Origin of the sequence: Paenibacillus woosongensis, assembly GCF_009725165.1 — a bacterium.
Classification (GTDB): Bacteria; Bacillota; Bacilli; order Paenibacillales; family Paenibacillaceae; genus Fontibacillus; species Fontibacillus woosongensis.
This window is the reverse complement of record NZ_WNZW01000006.1, coordinates 23,310-39,217: the sequence shown is the minus strand read 5'-3', so window position 1 is coordinate 39,217 and position 15,908 is coordinate 23,310. Positions and strand designations below refer to the sequence as shown.

16 protein-coding genes are annotated in these 15,908 nt (G+C 54.3%); 5 read left to right on the top strand and 11 right to left on the bottom strand.

Annotation, left to right across the window (positions count from 1 at the left end; translation table 11 throughout):
• Positions 1–10 precede the first annotated feature (10 nt).
• Positions 11–1,822 carry a VWA domain-containing protein gene (locus GNP95_RS15515; RefSeq protein WP_155611784.1) on the bottom strand — a complete coding sequence of 604 codons (1,812 nt, stop codon included), beginning with the start codon at positions 1,820–1,822 and terminating at the stop codon, positions 11–13.
• A 195-nt stretch (positions 1,823–2,017) separates the two neighbouring features.
• Between GNP95_RS15515 and GNP95_RS25810 the strand changes: the two genes are divergently transcribed.
• The 3 genes from GNP95_RS25810 to GNP95_RS15505 are packed head-to-tail and all read left to right on the top strand — an operon-like array spanning position 2,018 to position 4,921.
• A complete protein-coding gene (locus GNP95_RS25810) occupies positions 2,018–2,167 on the top strand; it encodes a hypothetical protein (RefSeq protein ID WP_196427202.1) in 150 nt (49 codons plus the stop codon).
• Positions 2,164–3,114 (top strand): hypothetical protein, encoded by a 951-nt coding sequence (locus tag GNP95_RS15510; protein WP_230873855.1) that lies wholly within the window; start codon positions 2,164–2,166, stop codon positions 3,112–3,114. Before GNP95_RS25810 ends, GNP95_RS15510 begins: the two co-directional genes overlap by 4 nt.
• Positions 3,104–4,921 (top strand): hypothetical protein, encoded by a 1,818-nt coding sequence (locus GNP95_RS15505; RefSeq protein WP_155611783.1) that lies wholly within the window; start codon positions 3,104–3,106, stop codon positions 4,919–4,921. The genes GNP95_RS15510 and GNP95_RS15505 overlap by 11 nt, the downstream gene beginning before the upstream one ends.
• 774 nt (positions 4,922–5,695) lie before the next feature.
• On the opposite strand, the gene ssuE is transcribed toward GNP95_RS15505, so the two are convergent.
• Positions 5,696–6,250: an NADPH-dependent FMN reductase gene (gene ssuE / locus GNP95_RS15500; protein WP_155611782.1), complete on the bottom strand. Its 555-nt coding sequence runs from the start codon at positions 6,248–6,250 to the stop codon at positions 5,696–5,698.
• Between the two features lie 516 nt (positions 6,251–6,766).
• Between ssuE and GNP95_RS15495 the strand changes: the two genes are divergently transcribed.
• Entirely contained in the window at positions 6,767–7,690 is a 924-nt protein-coding gene (locus GNP95_RS15495) for an SDR family oxidoreductase (protein ID WP_155611950.1), read from the top strand.
• A 218-nt stretch (positions 7,691–7,908) separates the two neighbouring features.
• On the opposite strand, the gene GNP95_RS15490 is transcribed toward GNP95_RS15495, so the two are convergent.
• The 6 genes from GNP95_RS15490 to GNP95_RS15465 form a co-directional block, all read right to left on the bottom strand.
• Positions 7,909–9,597: an NAD(P)H-hydrate dehydratase gene (locus tag GNP95_RS15490; protein WP_155611781.1), complete on the bottom strand. Its 1,689-nt coding sequence runs from the start codon at positions 9,595–9,597 to the stop codon at positions 7,909–7,911.
• Positions 9,598–9,921: 324 nt separating this feature from the next.
• Positions 9,922–10,560, bottom strand: coding sequence for an NAD(P)-dependent oxidoreductase (locus tag GNP95_RS15485; RefSeq protein ID WP_155611780.1), 639 nt, complete (start codon positions 10,558–10,560; stop codon positions 9,922–9,924).
• A 397-nt stretch (positions 10,561–10,957) separates the two neighbouring features.
• On the bottom strand, positions 10,958–11,341 hold the full coding sequence (locus tag GNP95_RS15480) for a DUF1634 domain-containing protein (protein WP_155611779.1): 384 nt from the start codon (positions 11,339–11,341) through the stop codon (positions 10,958–10,960).
• Positions 11,342–11,344: 3 nt separating this feature from the next.
• Positions 11,345–12,178 carry a sulfite exporter TauE/SafE family protein gene (locus tag GNP95_RS15475; protein ID WP_155611778.1) on the bottom strand — a complete coding sequence of 278 codons (834 nt, stop codon included), beginning with the start codon at positions 12,176–12,178 and terminating at the stop codon, positions 11,345–11,347.
• Positions 12,179–12,239: 61 nt separating this feature from the next.
• On the bottom strand, positions 12,240–12,659 hold the full coding sequence (locus GNP95_RS15470) for a GNAT family N-acetyltransferase (protein ID WP_330163463.1): 420 nt from the start codon (positions 12,657–12,659) through the stop codon (positions 12,240–12,242).
• Between the two features lies 1 nt (position 12,660).
• Positions 12,661–13,362: a DUF421 domain-containing protein gene (locus GNP95_RS15465; protein ID WP_155611777.1), complete on the bottom strand. Its 702-nt coding sequence runs from the start codon at positions 13,360–13,362 to the stop codon at positions 12,661–12,663.
• Positions 13,363–13,514: 152 nt separating this feature from the next.
• Between GNP95_RS15465 and GNP95_RS15460 the strand changes: the two genes are divergently transcribed.
• Entirely contained in the window at positions 13,515–14,453 is a 939-nt protein-coding gene (locus tag GNP95_RS15460) for a hypothetical protein (RefSeq protein ID WP_230873854.1), read from the top strand.
• A 117-nt stretch (positions 14,454–14,570) separates the two neighbouring features.
• Here the strand turns inward: GNP95_RS15460 and GNP95_RS15455 are convergent, their stop codons facing one another.
• The 3 genes from GNP95_RS15455 to GNP95_RS15445 all read right to left on the bottom strand — a co-directional run bounded on the left by GNP95_RS15455 (position 14,571) and on the right by GNP95_RS15445 (position 15,867).
• Positions 14,571–14,795, bottom strand: a complete 225-nt coding sequence (locus tag GNP95_RS15455; protein ID WP_155611775.1) for a YezD family protein — start codon at positions 14,793–14,795, stop codon at positions 14,571–14,573.
• Positions 14,796–14,858: 63 nt separating this feature from the next.
• Positions 14,859–15,719: a sulfate ABC transporter permease subunit CysW gene (gene cysW / locus GNP95_RS15450; protein ID WP_155611774.1), complete on the bottom strand. Its 861-nt coding sequence runs from the start codon at positions 15,717–15,719 to the stop codon at positions 14,859–14,861.
• Positions 15,655–15,867, bottom strand: coding sequence for a hypothetical protein (locus tag GNP95_RS15445; protein ID WP_230873853.1), 213 nt, complete (start codon positions 15,865–15,867; stop codon positions 15,655–15,657). The genes cysW and GNP95_RS15445 overlap by 65 nt, the downstream gene beginning before the upstream one ends.
• Between the last annotated feature and the right edge of the window lie 41 nt (positions 15,868–15,908).

Here is a 15,908-nt window from a genome sequence, read left to right as displayed (position 1 = left end):
CTCCTCAAATTTATACCAGGTACTCTATGAAAATCGTCTTATCCATATGCTGCAGCGGCAGCGTAATCCGGTCTCCGCTCTTCAGCTCCAGTCCCGCGCTCGCATCCACAACCCGTCCGGATTTCTCGACCGGAGCGTCTGAACCGTTGCGCAGCATGATCCGGTCTCCCTTCGCCGGGGTAAAGACGACTTTCTCCGTCTCCTTCAGCTCCGGCGCAAGCTGCAGCAGCTGATGCAAATTGAACTTGCCCTTGAAGGCGGTCAATTTCTTATATTGCGGGAACGACTTCTCGTGTGTATTCTCATCGCGGATTTCGATGACGATTTGTCCGACGAAGCCGCGGTTCGCTTTCTTCACGGCTGCAGTAATGAAGTAAGCGGCCGCTGCAAGAACAGCTGCGGCTATGGCCGAGATGACGACGGTAAGCCACGGAAACGGCTTCTCTTCCTCCGGGGCCGCTGGCGTTGCCGGCTTGGTCGCCGCCGCTCCTCCGGATGCAGCTTTGGCGCTGATCGTTACCGGCTCAGACTCCCGGTAGAAGCTGCGCTCCTCGGCGCGCACCTTCAGCTCATAATCATGGGCTTCGGGAATTTCGAACGTTCCCTCGAATTTATCGCCCGTGTTGTTGAGCTTGACTTCCTCCGTCTTGCCGCTGTCCAGATCCTTCGCAAGCAGCACGGCGTTCATGTTCTTGTACAGATCGGCGGTTTGCAGCTTCTGGCCGTTGCTCGTCAGATACGCTCCGATCTGCACCTTGTCGCCGGGCTTATGGCTTCCCGCCGCAATTGGCTCCATCTCCAGCTCCAGGTCGTAGTTGAAGACGAGGTTAATGTCGATTTTATCCTTGGACGCCCCCTTGACCCGCAGCTTCCAATCGCCCTCGGCCGGACTCAGCAGCTTAATGAGGGAATAGCTCTTCGACTTCGACAGCAGCACATCGTCCGACGGCACTGCTATTTTATCCCCGGCAGGATTCACCAGCTCCGTCTCGACGGGCTGCGCCGACATGATCGATATGTTCGCTTCGAGCACGTTCGCATTCGGTACGTTGACCGTAACCTCCTGGAAGCTGCCGGTCCCCGTCATGCTCTGGATCGGCACGATCTTCAGCTTCAGATGGCTGGCGAATATTTCGCTAAGGATGCCCGGAAGATCATCCGCCGTGCTGGTCGAGAAGGACTTGGCGGCCGTCTGGTTCGCAAGATCCTCCAGCGGCGCCTTGTTCAGCTTGCCGTCAGCATTCAGCCCGATCGTATAGATCGGAATGCCGGCTGCCTTTGCTTCCTCGACCGCTTGTTTCAGCTCCTGGTCGGATGCGCTCTGCGTGCGCCCGGAGCTTTTGTTGAAATCATTGTTGCCGTCCGCAAGCAGGACGATCATTGGCTCGTGGTTCGGGTCGGAGCCTTTTTGCAGTACCTTGACCGCTTCCTTGATGCCCACTGCGATATCGGTGTATGGCCCCCTGTCGAGGCCATCGATGAAATCCTTCAAATCCTGCTTATCCTCGGGGGTCTTGATCTCAAGCAGCGCCTTCTCCCGCTGGACTTTGTCCGTATAGGCGATAATGCCTACCTTATCCCCCTGCGCGGACAGCATATCGATGAACATCTTCATCGCTTCATTGCCGACTTTATTCGAGTCGCTCGTCTTCATAGAGTTGCTGACGTCAATGACGAGCACCGCGTCGATTCGCGAGCCGGGCTGGCTCCCCTGCGCGGCCGGCGCCGCTCCGTATATCTCGGAGCCCAGCGTAGTAACGAGTAACCAAAAGACCATAAAAGCCGTTAATATACGTAAAGACTGCTTATTACGCTTCTGCATAATCGTGCTCCTTTATTCTGGTTTCAGGTAGTATAATTGTACTAGAGCTTTATCTATTGTAATCAATATTCCTTAAAAAAAGGTTAAGAGGTTGAAAATATTCATCCCTATGTTTCGTCAAAATCTACCAAGTCGATCGCTGTCCATATGATATAATTAATACCTTCATAATTCAATTACGAAAGGAAGCCGCATATGGTTACATACGGATGCCTGACCCTTTTGTTTCTGTTTGCCATTGTAAAGTCCGTGCTCTATTACACGCGCAGAGATCGTATCATCGCTCCCCAGGAGCTTGACGCCCAATTGCTGCAGCTTATCAACCATGAAGAGAGAGTGCCATGAAAAAGAAAAATATTGTACTGCGCCCTCCAATAAAAACGAAATATGCCTATGAAAAGTTAAGATGCTGCAAAAATTGCCATAACTATACCGTACTTATGGAGGAGAATTGCACGACCTGCGGCAAACCGGCGCTGCTTCCCATTCAGGAGCTGGCGCTGCGAGCGGCGAAGCGCTCCTTGAGCAATGATCTGCTGCTCACTCTGCTGCTGACGCTGATTGCAGTCGCATTTAGCCCGACCTTTCAGTTTATCGCCATTTCGGCGGTCTCCGGGGCTGCGCTGATGGCTCTTCTCTTATTCGTAAGGCGCAAGGCGCTGCCGAGCCGGACCTCTATCGAGCTGAGCAAAATGTTCGTCCGCGACCGGGACCGCATCGCAAACGGCCTCGTACGCAATCTGGATATCGCAGCCGCGCAGGAAAACGAGGCGCGCTCCTATGAATTGATGCGCGAAGTCGCTGTCATCATTCGCAACGACCATATCCGCAAGCTGCAAATTCTCCTGCTGCAATCCCTTGTGCTGCGCAAGGATATGGATCTTGAGCTGGAGCCGCTGCTGCTCGAGGACTTCGACCCCGAGCTGGCTTCCTATATCGGCGAGCTGGCCAAAATCAAGCGGGAGCTCATCAAAGACCGCACCTTCCAATATGTCATTAAATATGAGCAGCAAATTACGGCGATGAAGGACGGGGATGACATTCTTGCCGGAGTAGCTGGCGCAGCAGTACGAATGAAACGCTATGTGCTGGCCTATTCCGGATTCCTGGCCCGTTATGCCCGTAAGCTGCCCAAGGACCGGTTCCTCCGGCTGTACCGCATCGTCACAGAGAATCCGGACTTGAACTGGGGCGCTCTCCAAGCGGAGACGGCGCGGATCTATGAGGAGAAATACCAGTGGGATGCCGATTTTCAACAAATAAAGCCGAGGTCTAACATCCATGACGTATAAAAAATGGTTAACCCTGCATCATCTGCTCATTGTATTATGTGTATTAATGATTCCGCTGCTGATATACAAAGGAATAGGAATTTCCCAGAAGCTCAGCACAATCGATCAAGCGGATGCTCTGTATGAGGAGCAAAATCTGATCGACGCCGAAACTTTATACCAGAAAGCGCGGAGCAATAAAACCATTCGCTACAAAGAAGAGTTCATCGCCTCCCGGCTGGAAGAGCTGGCGCCGATCACGGCTATGAAGGAAAGCCTGTCCGGCATCCTGGGTCAAGCATCCGCGGCGGCCCGGGGAGATGATTTCGAGCGCCTGATGGACGCCTATGCCGGCCTTCAGCAGGTCCGCAGCAGCTACATGACGCCCGAAGGGCCTTACAGCGAATACTATAAGCAGGTCTCTGAACAATATGGCATTTCGCAAAGCTTCATGGATTATTTCAAACAATTCCGCACAGCCCTGCTGGAAGAGCCAGAGCGTAATTTAGATAATGGCCATTATGACGATGAATCGTTCAAATGGAAGCTGCTGCGCATGCCCGCCCACTTCTTCGGAACGGAGCAGGAATGGCTCGATCAGTTGAATGCGGTATTTCAGCGATATGATGAAACCAAGCTGGAGCGGATCACAGCAAGCGGTTATATCGAGGCCATGCTGCAGAACGCTTCATCCATGGTGAAGCAATATGAGACCCATGAGCACGACGCGCCGTGGGTGATAGCCAAGACGAACGAATTAATGGATTCCCTGCTGAAACAAGATTGGGACAACAAGGACTACGCCGCCTTTGCCCTGCATTCCCGGCAGTTTGAGTCGTTCGCCAGCTCCGCTAACCCGCGTTCCAAGGTGCTGGCTTATGCCAAGGACGGGATCGCCAAGCTGCTCCACTCCGCCAAAAAAAGCACAGCCAGCGGAAATTATCAGGAAGCGATCGACCTGTATAGGGCGCTCGGCAATTACCAGGATACGAAGGCGGAAATCCGTGCGACCGAGTTGGCCTGGGTAGCCGCCGAGCCGGTGCGGCTTCTGCCGGCTTCCGGCGACGGGGAGGGCTATAAGCATGTCGCGGGTGGTACGAAAAAGTTCGGCTCGAACGTTTACGTCGCTGCGACCGATGCGGGCAACCAGTTGTTTTTTGGCCGGATGAACAGCGAGGAAAGCGTGCAGATCTTATCGAATCGCGACGTATCCGTCCATGCGCAAATCCACAGCCTGCGCATTGACCCGGTTCTGAGCACCTCGAGCATCCCTGTAGTGGTCATCGAGGCAGATTCGGCTGCGCGCGAGGCGTCGTATATGGCCTTCGAAGTGCTGGAGGATCGCATCCAGCTATTGTTTTCGTTTGAAGCAGACGACTTGATTGTTCAAAATGACGGTACGCTTCATGTCCTGAATCCGCACGGTGAAGGCGAGGGTGAGACGGCCATCTATGTCCGTTACGGCGATCACTTTGAGTTTACCGGAGTCAAGCAGAGATACGTAGATATTTCCGCCGACGACGTCGCCCTTTATCCCGGCGCGCTTGTCCGTTTCACCAGCACCGTCACTTCCCCAGGGACCGGAGAAGTGCTCGCCTTCGGCCAGAATAGCTATGTCATGCTGCAGGGCGATTTCACCTTCTACGAAGGAGAAGCCACGGTCACCGGACGCTTCACGCATTACACCGAGCATTATATGGAATCCCAGGAGAACGGGACAACCGAAGAGCAGTACACCAGCTCGCCTGATGATTCTATCATCGTAGGCCAGCCTGCGGGACGATTCATTCGCATCCCCGTCGTCAAGGTGGAGTCCGTGAGTCAATAAGAGGGTTTCTTTCTTTTCTGATAAAGTAAATGCAAAAGTGCAGGTATTCTTCGAATCCAAACTTTGCTCTCTATGGGTTGAAAGCGGTGGAGGATACTGTGAGGGCCTCACGGACTCAATAACTTCGATACGAGAAATGCGAATGAAATCCTTAGAAGAATACTGGATAATCTCACGGTCCCTTAGATGTATGGTGCGGTAGCCTCAGTAGCCCCTTACTTAATTGAACTGGTGTCTTTCCAGTAAATAAAACTGCTGATTTTTCGACTGTTCCTAGGTTGATGAGGACGCAAATTGTGATTGTATGACTGTTCCTAGGTTGGTCAGGACACAGATTGTGGCTGTGCTGATTTTACTTAGATGGCCAGGATCAGCAGGTAACTAGATGTAATTCATACAGTTAGTTCATCGACTTTAGCCGTGTTAAAGGGAACTAACTGCAAATCCTACATTTAGTTTTAAGTGATTTCGACGAATTCGCTCCATTCTCGCAAACTAACTGCATGTTTTGCATTTAGCGCATGTTTTTTTGATAAAAGAGCTTAACTAGCTGTATAAAATACATTTAGTTTTGATTTTCCAGCGGTACAAGTTACTCGCCCAGTTTCTTTGGAATCACCCTGAATTCAGTGGTTTCCAAGAAACCGGATCATGAGCGACCCTAAATAAAAAATTTTGCACTATTGCATCATTTTGCGGTTCCAACAAACTCAAAAAAGCTCTAAATCGTTCATTACGAATGATTTAGAGCTTTTTAACTTTAGCTTGCTGAAATTACTTTAGGGCCGCATATTGGATGCGCCGTTTGGTCTCCTCGACCAGTTCGGCCACGTTATCCTCCAGGCGTGTAACCAGTTCCTCACTGACATCGAAGCCGCCTTGATCCGTACGGGCGATATAAGCATCTACCGCGTATACCCCGCCCAGAATATGGCGCGCTCCAAGCGCTGATAACACCGGCTTAAGCGAGTAGTCGATCGACAGCAGGTGCGCAAGGCTTCCGCCAATAAAGAGCGGCAGGATGATTTTGCCGGCCAGGCCCTTTTGCGGGACAAGATCCAGGAAGGTCTTCAACACTCCAGTGTAGGAGGCCTTGTACACCGGACTGGCGATAATGACGGCATCCGCTTCGGCCACAAGACCGTTCGCCTTGACGATCGCCTCGCTCTCAAACTTCGTATGGATGAGATCTTCCGGAGGAAGCTCGCCCACATTCACATGATTCACTTCGAAATCCTGCTTCCGCAGCAGTTCATCCGCCAGCTCGATCATCGCCGTCAGACGGGAGCCGGGCGTAGGACTGCCATTAATAATCGTTACCTTTGGCATATCTATATTCTCCTTTACTTAGGTTTATTGTCGTTCGCTACATACTATCAGCTAAATTCTATCATAGCTAATTTTTCCGTTGTGATCTAATCCTGCCGTTTGCAGTGTGAGCTTCCATTGATTAAATTCCGACCGAACAACTCTACTTTACTAAAAATGCTATCAATATTTTCGTCCAAAGTCAATTATCGGCACCCTTGCCTAGGCATATGCATACTCATACTCCAGAAGAATTATTATGATTAATTTTTGGAGGTTTTGCAGTTGAACCCGATGAATCCAATGAGTTCCATGCACTCCGCGCATTCAATGCATTCAATACATTCAATGCACTCAATGCACCCAATGAATTCAATAAACCCAATAAACCCAATAAACCCAGTAAGCCCGGCAAGCCCGGAACCCCCGGTAACCCCGGCTTTCCCGATGCACCCAAATGCCCCAATCGCGGCGCACGGCCACAAGCATATGGCACATCCCGCAGATCATGAGCTTCCCATGACGGCAGGGCAGCACATGCATCCTTATCCAGGAGACAGCGGCAATCCCGTTTACCCGTATTATGCCAAGAAAACCGTATGCAAAGAACAGCCCATCGCCTTCCCGCCCCAGCATCAGCCGCATCAGCCTGGCCTGGAAAGCTTAATGCATCCCCGTCCGATCTCGGAAAATCCAAACTATCGCGGGAGCTGCAAGCTGAAAGGCAAGGTCGCCATTATCACTGGCGGAGACAGCGGCATCGGCCGGGCGGTCGCAATCGCTTTTGCCAAAGAAGGAGCGGACGTCGTCATCCCTTATTTATGGGAAACATCGGACGCCCTGGAGACCAAAGCCCGTGTTGAAGAGCTTGGCCAATGCTGCCTCCCTATCAAAATCGATCTGCGGTTCAAGCAAAACTGCGAAGCCGTCGTCCGCGAAACGATTTCCACCTTTGGCAGACTCGACATTCTGGTCAACAACCACGGCGTACAATACCCTCAGCAAAGCATCGCTGATATTTCAGAGCAGCAGCTTTATCAGACTTTTCAAACGAATATTTTTCCGTTTTTCTTCATGGTTCAGGCCGCATTGCCCCATTTATGCCGAGGCAGCTCGATTATTAACACTGCCTCCATCACGGCCTATCAAGGACATAAGACATTGATCGATTATTCATCGACCAAAGGAGCGATCGTCTCGTTCACCCGGTCACTGTCGCTCTCGCTGATCGACTGCGGCATTCGCGTCAACGCCGTGGCGCCGGGCTCGACCTGGACGCCGCTTATTGCCTCCAGCTTCAGCGCAGAGGAGGTTGCCGTCTTCGGTACGGATGCGCCTATCGGACGTGCGGCTCAGCCGTATGAGCTGGCTCCCGCCTATGTATACCTCGCCAGCAGTGATTCCAGCTTCGTTACCGGAGAAGTCGTCCATGTAAACGGCGGAGCAATGGTTACGACATAGAGCAGCGGCATTTCCCTGGTTGACCGCTTTAACGGCGGGTGGCTAGCTTTTCCTGCGTGCCGGGAGCCGGTGATTCCGCTTATGGCGGCAGATTACAGGTTCGTGAGCACAATTCCCTGTGCGCACGAAGCAGGTCCGGGGCATGCTTGGATAGCTGTCGCCCATATGCCGATGAACTGCTCTTGCGGTGCAATGCCTCTCGCCCTGCATATCAAGCGCTACAGCGCCTCGATGATGTCTCCGGCAAGCAGGGAGCCGGATGTCCATCGCGCCGAAGCGGCGCGCTCTCCGGCCAGGCCGTGCAGGTAAACGCCCAGCGCAGCGGCTTGAATTGCGCTCAGGCCTTGGGCCAGCAGCGAGGCGATGATGCCAGTGAGCACATCGCCGCTTCCTCCGGTCGCCATCCCGGGGTGACCGGTGGTGTTGACGTAGACGCTGCCGTCAGGGTCCGCAACGACCGTGCGGGCCCCTTTGAGCACCAGCGTCACGCCATGCTGCACGGCGAAGCGGCGCGCCAGGCCGAGGCGGTCCCGCTGGACCTCGGCCGTGCTCAGCCCGGCGAGCCGGGCCATTTCGCCGGGATGCGGCGTCAGCACCGTCGCCGCGTCCCGGCGCTGCCACGCTGCCAGGCCTCCGGCCGCAGCGAGGATGTTCAGGGCATCCGCGTCCACGACAAGCGGACGGGGGATGCCCTCCCACAGGGCGCGCAGGAAGCCCGCCTCGCCCGGGAAGCGGCCAAGCCCCGGGCCGACGGCGAGCACATCGCGCGCCTGCATGAGCCGCAGCACTTCGTCTGCGGCGGCCTCGCTCCACGCCCCGTTCCCGTCATCGGGAACCGGGGCGGTCATGAGCTCGGGCACGGCGCCTGCCGTGTGCGGCTGCAGCGCCGCGGGCAGCGCCCACGTGGCCAGACCGCAGCCGGCGCGCAGCGCGGCCTTGGCCGAGAGCAGCCCCGCGCCGCTCATCGGCAGGCTGCCCGCGGCCAGCAGCACGTGCCCGTATGTGCCCTTGTGGCCGTCCGCCTGGCGGGTACGGTCCACGCTGACGCCGAGCCCGCCCTGCAGCGAGGCCTCGGTCAGCAGCTGCCCTGCCCCGGGCACATGCGGAGGCAATGCAGCCGGGATGCCGATATAGCGCACCACGACCTCACCAGACGCCTCCGCTCCCGGATATTGGGTCAGCCCCGCCTTCATAAAGGCCAGGCTAACTGTCTTCCGGGCCCGGATGCACGGGTCGTGCAGGCTGCCCGTATCGGCGTCGAGGCCGCTCGGGATGTCTGCCGCGATAATCGGCAGACCGCTTCCATTCGCTTCGCGGATCAGGGAAGCGTAAGCCCCTCGCGGAGCCCCTTTCGCGCCCGTGCCGAGCAGCGCGTCCACGATCCCGGTGCAGCCGGAGAAAGTCCCGGCCTCACCGGGCGTGTATACCGATCGCGGCAGGCCCAGCCTTTCCGCGATCGCGTGCTGTGCCGCCGCATCCCCGCGAAGCGATTCCGGCGGCTCCGCATACAGCAGGCGGACGCCAAGGCCCGCGTCCGCCAAGTGACGGGCACAGACTAGCCCGTCACCCCCGTTGTTGCCTTTGCCAATCAGGATTAGCCAACATTCCCCGGCCAGCGCCTCTCTATCGCCTGCATCCGAGCGGATCACCTCCCGGGTCGCTTGGATAGCTTGCCAGGCACCATCCTTGGCGTCCGACGGGTGTTTCTGCCAGTTCCTCCCCCATGCGTGACACTGCGCCGGTTGGCGGCCATCGGTTGTACGCAGGCTGTTGGCCCGGCAATAAGCCAGCACCTCCTCAGCGATGGCCCGTCCGGCGTTTTCCATTAAAACCATCGCCGGAATGCCCAGCATATTTATCGTGTACTGATCGATCTCCCTCATCTGTTCCGAAGTTACCAGCTGCATTGTCCCCCCCCTGCCTGCTAACCTGCCTTATTGCTTTTGATCATAATCAATCCAGCAACATCATTGCTATTCATCTTAGCCATGCCCAGCCCAGCTACATCCTGCTTTATTGCTGTTCATCATAGGCTTGTCCGCAATATCCGGCTTTGTTACCGATCATCTAGTTCTGCCCTCAATATCCGTGCTTTGTTACTGTCCATCCAGGCCTGCCATCAACATCCTGCTGCTTACATCTTAAGTATGCCAATGCCTTCCTGCCAATCCGAACACTCACATCAGCAGACGCTTTAATTAATAGAATTAATTTTATACTACTGGTTTGAACTAATATGCAACCGTAAATCTCGCCTCAGGGAACTGCGGATCTTCAGCTTCATCCAGCAAAGCCACTGCATAGTCCTCTACGGAAATATGGCTCTGATCCCTTTCGTCCGTAACTAAACGGTTAATGCCAATCCGGAATTGCCCTGTGCGTTTGCCCGGCTCAATGACAGCTGCTGGACTTAAAACCGTCCACAGCAGATCGGAGGCTTTGTAGACGTGATAGGCTTCCTCATGCGCTCTGGCCAAAGGCCGGATTTCCTCCGGAAATTCCGGGGTATCCATCAATTGAACGCCGGATTCCGTTTCCAATCCCCCGGCTCCGCCCACGACGATCAAACGGCGGACGCCTCCCCGCTTTACACCCTCCACCAAAGAACGGGCTGCTTCCGGGAGCTCGTCCTCCTCTCCAAACTGCGGGCCGTAAGCGCTAATGACAAGGTCCTTCCCCTCCACTGCCTGTGCAATCGACTCCGGCATCAAAATATCTCCGGTCAGCAAATGAAGCCGCTCCTGCCCCGACTCAGCCTCAAGCTTGGATGTATTGCGAACGACTGCGGTCACTTCATGTCCTCGCCGCAGCGCTTCCGCCAAAATGGCTTTGCCAATCGTGCCCGTACTGCCGTAAATGACGATTTTCATTTCAAACGCCTTCTCTCTTCTGGTTTTGATGATGCTTTCTATTATAATTATCACAAAGCGCCTCGGCTCAAACGTCGCAGGCAACCCCAGACGACAAAAAGGGCCTCTTCCAGGCGCATAGGAGCTGACCACGCCCTCAATTGCGAGAAAAAGTCAGTCTCCTGCTTAGCGGAAGAGGCTTTGTGCATAAAGCGAGTGTGTATGCGTAAAGCTGGTGTGCATAAAACTATAGCTGTGCTGCACCATCAAGTGAAACTGCTTTAGGTTTAAGGTAACTGGATTAAGAAGCTAAACTGCTCCAGGCCAACATGTGCAGCCATGCTGGATCAGGAAGTTAAGCTGTGCTAGCCAAAAGTTAAGCCCTGCGCTAGGTCAGGCTAAGCTGCTCCAGCCCAAACTAGACTCCAACCTTGCCAAGCGCAAAACTGAGGGCCAGGATGACCAGCACGAGAATCGAAATCAGCACGAAGCGGTAGTCCTTCTCATGGATAAACGCGAACATAGAGACGAAGACGCGGAACACCGGGGTCAGGATAAGCAGGATCAAGCCAGCCTCGATAATGGCTACGGACTTCAGCTCCACCATACCGCGCAAAATTTCCGGCAGGCTCGTCGGGAAGGTATCCCCGGGATAACCGCTGTCCCCGGTAACGAGAAAGAGGACCAAGCCGACGACGATCACGAGGCCGGCCAGCACGATGCCGATTCGCAGCATTTTGCTAATGGCGATTTCGACCTCCGCCGCCCGATCCTGACGGCTTGCTTGTTGTTGCTCAGCCATAGGTTACGCCCCCCATCCTTGGTAGATCATTTGACAGGCTACATAGATCATGATCGGAATGAATAGCTTGCGGATCGTTTTGCTTTTCAGCCGCTGCATGATCCTGGCTCCGATTGTCGCCCCGATCAACACACCGAGAGCCACCGGGGCCGAAATGACAGGAATGATATCGCCGCGAAGAAAATAGATTCCCGCACTAGCCGCGGCGGTAACGCCCATCATGAAGTTGCTCGTCGCCGTGGATACTTTGAGCGGCATTTTCATAAAAACGTCCATCGCCATCACCTTGAAGCTTCCGCTGCCGATGCCGAGCAGTCCGGATACTACGCCCGCGCCGTACATGACGCCAAAACCTTCGTATACCCGGTCCACGTTATAGGTAATATTTTTGCCAAGCGCTTTATCATAGTACTCTCCGCCAAGCCCCAGCTTCTCTGCCACGGGATGCTGCGGGACGTTCACGGGGATTTCCTCCTTGCCCTTCTTCACCATCGCATAAGCCGAATACAATAGCAGCAGGGCAAAAATGTAATACAAGAAATTCGGCGCAATTAACGCCGCGAGGAACGCTCCCGTAATCGCCCCTACCGTCGTGGCAATTTCCAGGAACATGCCTACCCTCACATTCGTAATTCGGTCTCTTATGTAGGCTACGGCCGAGCCGCTGGAAGTCGCGATAACCGAAATCAGACTGGCTCCGATCGCGTGGTTGATTTCCACTCCGAACAGCAGTGTCAGTGCCGGAGTAACGACGATTCCACCGCCTAGACCGAGAATGGAGCCTACAATTCCGGCCAGGACAGCAATCAACAAAATTTCAATGACAGTGGCAGTCAAACAGACATCTCCTTTATTTATCAGTTCAGGGGATCATGCAACAAGCTCAGCTCATGCTGCGCTATTGTGATATCCTCAAATACATCCCGAGAGACGCCGGGGCCGTGTATTGGAAGCCATATTTTAAATACAGCCTGTCTGCCGGCTGATCGGCGATGAGGCTGACATAGGCTTCCGGCGGCGCCTCTCTGGCCAGATAGGCCATGATCTCGTCCATGACGAGCCTTCCAAGCCCTTGCCCCTGATAATCCGGACGCACGGCGATATCCACGATTTGCAGAAAACAGCCTCCATCGCCTACAACTCTCCCCATGCCGATGAGCTCATTTCCAGCATACAAACATACCGCAAAAAGAGAGTTGCCCAAGCCGACCCTGATTCCCTGCTCGCTCCGCGGGCTCAGACCCGCTTGGCTTCTTAGGGCCGCATAATCTCCAGCATCCGGAATCTCCCTTACTACACGAACTTGCTCCCGCTCCACTCTAATTCTCCCTTCTGTTCCGCTGCTGCGGCACCACGTAAAGGTTCTCGTCTTCCTTCCACTCCGCATAGGCCACGTCCTCCACCCGCTCATAACCGCTCTTCTCCAGCAGCCGCTGCAGCCAGGCTTCGTCTTTGCCGATCATTTGCAGGCTTGTGCGGTCGATCACGCCGTTCTCTACCAGGCAGTAAGACAGGCGCGCTTTCTCATTGAAGGTGTCCAAGCCGAGGTCCTTGCGCTTGATCGCTTCCTCCTGCGGCCTCTTCATCACGCTTAGCGTTCCGTTAGGTTCAAATATAGCATAAGCGACCTCGCTTATGAAGAAGACTTCATGCTGTCTAAGCAGCATGCGCAGCTGATCGAAGTCCAGTCCGTTTTGGCGCATATGCCGGAGATCCACCTTGCCGTCGCGGATGATGATGGACGGCTTCCCATCCAGGAAGCCGCGGGCACGCTTCAGCTTCTGCGATATTTTTTCAAATACGAAGGACAGTAATCCCCATAAAAACAACGCAAAGATCAATTCCGAATATTTGATGTCTTCGTCATATACCGTCTCCCCGACCAGGTCGCTCAGCATGACGGATGAAACGAAATCGAACGGCGTAAGCTGGGAAATTTCCTTTTTTCCGAGCAGGCGTGTCAGTACCCACAGCCCCACGAAGCCGATAAATATTTTCAGCGCGATTTTTCCAATAACCATGTGAATCCCCCCAAAAGAAAGGTAGTGCTCTCTATATACCCACTTTAGGAGGTTCTTGATTTGCAAAAAAATTGCGCTTCGTTATTTTCCAATTCTGGCGCTTGAAAAACGCACCTGACGTATGCAATAGTGGAATGAGGAATATCGAAAGGGTGGTACGGGTGGTTCTCTGGGATTGGATCGCGTGGCTTCAATTGTATACCCCGGCAGCCATAATTATAGCCCCGGCGGTCGTCATATTTGCGTGGCAGTATGCCGCTTCCAAGCGAAGAACGGCCTACCGGATCAATGTTCGGCTTGACCGCTTGCACCGCAGCTTGGAGCTGTACACCGCAGCCACGGGAGCGCTCCTCCGGGAAGCGGGCAGCCAGCGCGGACTGGCCTCAGCCGAGCATGCCGCGCTGGTCGATAAGCTGCTGGCCTGCAAAGCCGCGCCCTATGTCACCGAAGATTTACTCGCACAAATCGCGGCTTATATGATGGAGGAACGCGACAGCACGCGCCTCTCGCTGCTGCTTAGAACGATTGAGCGCGAGACCGAACGCCTGATGGACGAGCGCAGCGCGCTGCTGAGCCGCGCCGAGAAGCCGGGCTGGGGCTGGACGGTCTGGCAACAGATCCAGCATGCGCTGCCGTTTGCTTTTACCGCGAGCCTCTTTATCTTGATTCTGTGGTTCCTGGGCTCGCTGGACCAGGCGAGTCAGATGCAGGACGAACGCTGGGCTGGGCTGTATGTCTGGTCTCGCTTCCTCTCCTGCCTGTTCTCGCTGATCGTGGTGTATCCATTTCTCCGAGGCGGACGCAGGGAGACATCCAGTTCTTTGCTGCAGCGCTGGCTAGCCGTGGCGATCGGTTTGGCTGCTTTGCTTCATTTCATAGGTTTAGCCTGGGCACCGTATGTTCTTGCACTTCAGCTGCTACTATTCCTGTCTGGATTTCGTTTCAGCCGCAGCAAGCCGCGCAAGTCGCGCCCCTTCGTGGGCCATTATTTCGAAGAAGACGAATTAGCCTTGCTTCAGGAGCAAATTATGGATTTGCCCGGCCTTGAGACGGATTCCGCAGCGGAGTCCAAAAGCTCTTCGCCGGAATGATGCGTCCGTTTCGCGAACGCAGGCAAAATAACCCCGATATCTGCTGTCCTCCGAGGTCTGCCGACCTCGAAGCCACCGGAATCGGGGTTGTCTCTTTTTCATATCGCTATAATTTATTTATCTAGTTCCTGACTGACGCAAGGGCCGGGCCGCATTCCGCTGGCCCCCGGAGGACTTGGCAGCGCCGGAGGCTCCCATTTCGTACCGTTTACGCTCTGTACGCTCCACCTGGACAATCTGTCCTTCATGGACGACAATGTTGAGCGACCCGAATTCCATCTCGTCTAACAATCCTGCAATCCGATCCAACCATACATCGTCAACCTTCAATGGTTTTGCCATACTTACTGCCTCCCTCTCCTCGGCAATTCAGCCTGTGAATATTCCGTTTAATGAAAAACAACATTAATGCTGGCTTTTTCGTGTGAACCAGCTTTTGAATATCAGGGTCACGAGCGCCAATAACAGCAGCAACGAAGCTACGGCGAACGACGCCGAGAACTGATACTCGTTATACAAAATTTCCACATGCAGGGGAAGCGTGTTGGTCTCGCCCCGGATATGCCCGGAGACGACGGATACGGCCCCAAATTCCCCCATCGCTCTTGCATTACACAAAATGATGCCGTACAGCAGACCCCATTTGATGTTCGGCAGCGTTACTTTCCAGAAGACTTTGAAGCCCCGTGCCCCCAGCATAACCGCCGCCTCCTCCTCCTGCTGTCCTTGATCCTCCATTAACGGGATAAGTTCGCGGGCAACGAAGGGAAAGGTCACGAATAAGGTAGCCAAAATAATTCCCGGCAGAGCGAAAATAACTTTTAAATTATGCTCCTCGAGCCATGGGCCAAACCAGCCGTTGGCACCGTACACCAGAACGTAGATCAAACCGCCGATTACCGGAGATACAGCAAAAGGCAAATCGATCAGCGTGACGAGCAGCTGCTTCCCGCGGAATTTGAACTTCGTCACGGCCCAGGCCGCGGCGACGCCAAAAATCGTATTCAGCGGCACGGTGATAACGGCGACGAGAAGCGTTAGCTTCAAGGCTGACAGCGCATCCGGGTCGCGGATGGCCTCAATATATACTTCCCAGCCCTTCTTAAGGGCTTCGCTAAGAACGACAACCAATGGCAGTACGATAAGCCACAGCAGCACCAAAACTGCCGCACCGATCAGAATCCACTTTACAGCGCTTGATTCATTCACTTTGCGCTGCCTGACCGTGGATGGCTTCTTGGCAGATAGCGGTACAGAGCCAGCCATTTCCTGATACCTCCCCGAATACTAATACTGGATGCTTGATGATCGCTTGAATGCTGAATCTTTGGATTGCTTCATCACTGGATTGCTTCATCGCTTGATCATCAAATCGATATTCTGTTTCACATTCCTTGCCGTCTAACATCGCCATACATCCCATATATGACCCGTATCATGGCATTACGCCTTGGG